Raw genomic sequence first — 1,850 nt, forward strand, 5'->3', positions numbered from 1 at the left:
GTTGATCGGTCTGCGGGGTGGGCAGGACAAGGCCCAGCAGATGTTCAACAAGCGCGTCGCCGACGAGATCGACTCGCGCGGCACGATCCACGTCATGCGTCAGGGTGTCGAGGACATGGGTCTGCACTTCGACCTGGCCTACTTCGCGCCTGCGCACCGGATCACACCGGACCTGTGGGATCTGTACGAGAAGAACCGACTGACGGTGACCCGTCAGGTGCACCACTCGGAGTCGAACCCTCACGACTCGGTCGACGTCATGCTGCTCATCAACGGGATCCCCGTGGCGACCGCGGAGTTGAAGAACCAGATCACCGGGCAGGGCGTGAAGCACGCGCAGACGCAGTACGAGGCGGACCGCAACCCGAATGACCTGCTGTTCCGGGCCCGGTCCCTCGTCCACTTCGCCGTTGACCAGGACCTCGTGATGATGACGACCCGGTTGGCGAAGGAGAAGACCGAGTGGCTCCCCTTCAACCAGGGCTCCGGCGGCGCCGGGCAGATGGGTGGCAAGGGGAACCCGATCAACCCCGGTGGCTACAAGACTGCCTATCTGTGGGAGCAGGTCTGGCAGCGTGACGCCTGGCTGGACATCCTCGGCTCGTTCGTCAGCGAGGACACCACGGACGATAAGGGCACGAAGCGGCACGTCCCGAAGATCAAGCCGCACCAGCGTCGCTTCATCTTTCCGCGCTTCCACCAGTGGCACGCGGTCCGCGAACTGACCGGACACGCGAAGGGCTACGGTCCCGGCTACAACTACCTGGCTCAGCACTCCACGGGGTCCGGCAAGTCGAACACCATCGCCTGGCTCGCCCAGCGGCTCTCGACGCTGCACACGCCCGACGACGCAGCCGGGCTCGGCCCGGGTTCCGTGAAGTCCGGGTTGAGTGAGAACCAGCCGGTCTTCAACAAGGTCATCATCGTGACCGACCGGGTGGCCCTCGACCGGCAGTTGCAGAACACGGTGACCTCCTTCGACCACACCCCCGGCGTGATCGCGAAGGTGGACGAGAACTCCGCCCAGTTGCGCGCCGCACTTGAGTCGGTCAAGGCCCGCATCATCATCACCACGCTCCAGAAGTTCCCGATCGTCTCCGAGGCCGCCACGAAGTTGTCCGGTTCGCGGTTCGCGGTGATCGTGGACGAGGCGCACTCGTCGCAGTCGGGCGAGGCGGCCAAGGACCTGAAGGCGGTACTGGCGGGGTTGAAGGGTGACAAGGCGCTGGAGGCCGCCGCGGACGCCGAGGCTGCCGCAGCGGCGGCGCAGGAAGACCCGCAGGACGCATTGGCCCGCAACGTCGAGGCCCGTGGCAAGCAGGACAACCTGTCCTTCTTCGCCTTCACCGCGACCCCGAAGCCGAAGACCCTGGAGATGTTCGGCGAACTGGTCCCGGATGCGAGTGTCGAGTCCGGTGAGCGACTCGTGCCGTTCCACCTGTACTCGATGCGTCAGGCGGTAGAGGAGAAGTTCATCCTTGACACGTTGGACAACTACCTGACCTACGCGACCTACTACCGGCTCGCCAATGGGCTGACGACCACCGACCCCGAGGTGCCCAAGGGCAAGGCCGCTTCCGCTCTGGCGCGGTTCGTGTCGCTGCACCCGTCGGCGTTCTCGCAGAAGGCCGAGATCATCACCGAGCACTTCCGCAACCACACCTCGAAGAAGATCGGCGGGAACGCGAAGGCGATGGTGGTCACGCGCTCGCGGCTGCACGCGGTCCGCATGAAGGAGGCCATCGACGCCTACATCGCGACCAAGGGATACCAGCACCTGCACGCCGTTGTCGCCTTCTCGGGAAGCGTGCTGGACCCCGACAACCCGGTCGACCCGAACGACCCCGAGA

Annotated in this window: 1 protein-coding gene; it reads left to right on the forward strand. The window is 65.4% G+C overall.

Translation table 11 applies throughout. The annotated features are described in order from the left end of the window. Positions 1 to 115: 115 nt before the first annotated feature. Positions 116 to 1,850, forward strand: a 1,735-nt coding sequence (locus ACXJKL_RS20260) for a DEAD/DEAH box helicase family protein (protein ID WP_457208794.1), incomplete at its 3' end; no start/stop codon positions are given.

Source organism: Nocardioides sp. P5_C9_2 (assembly GCF_054049555.1).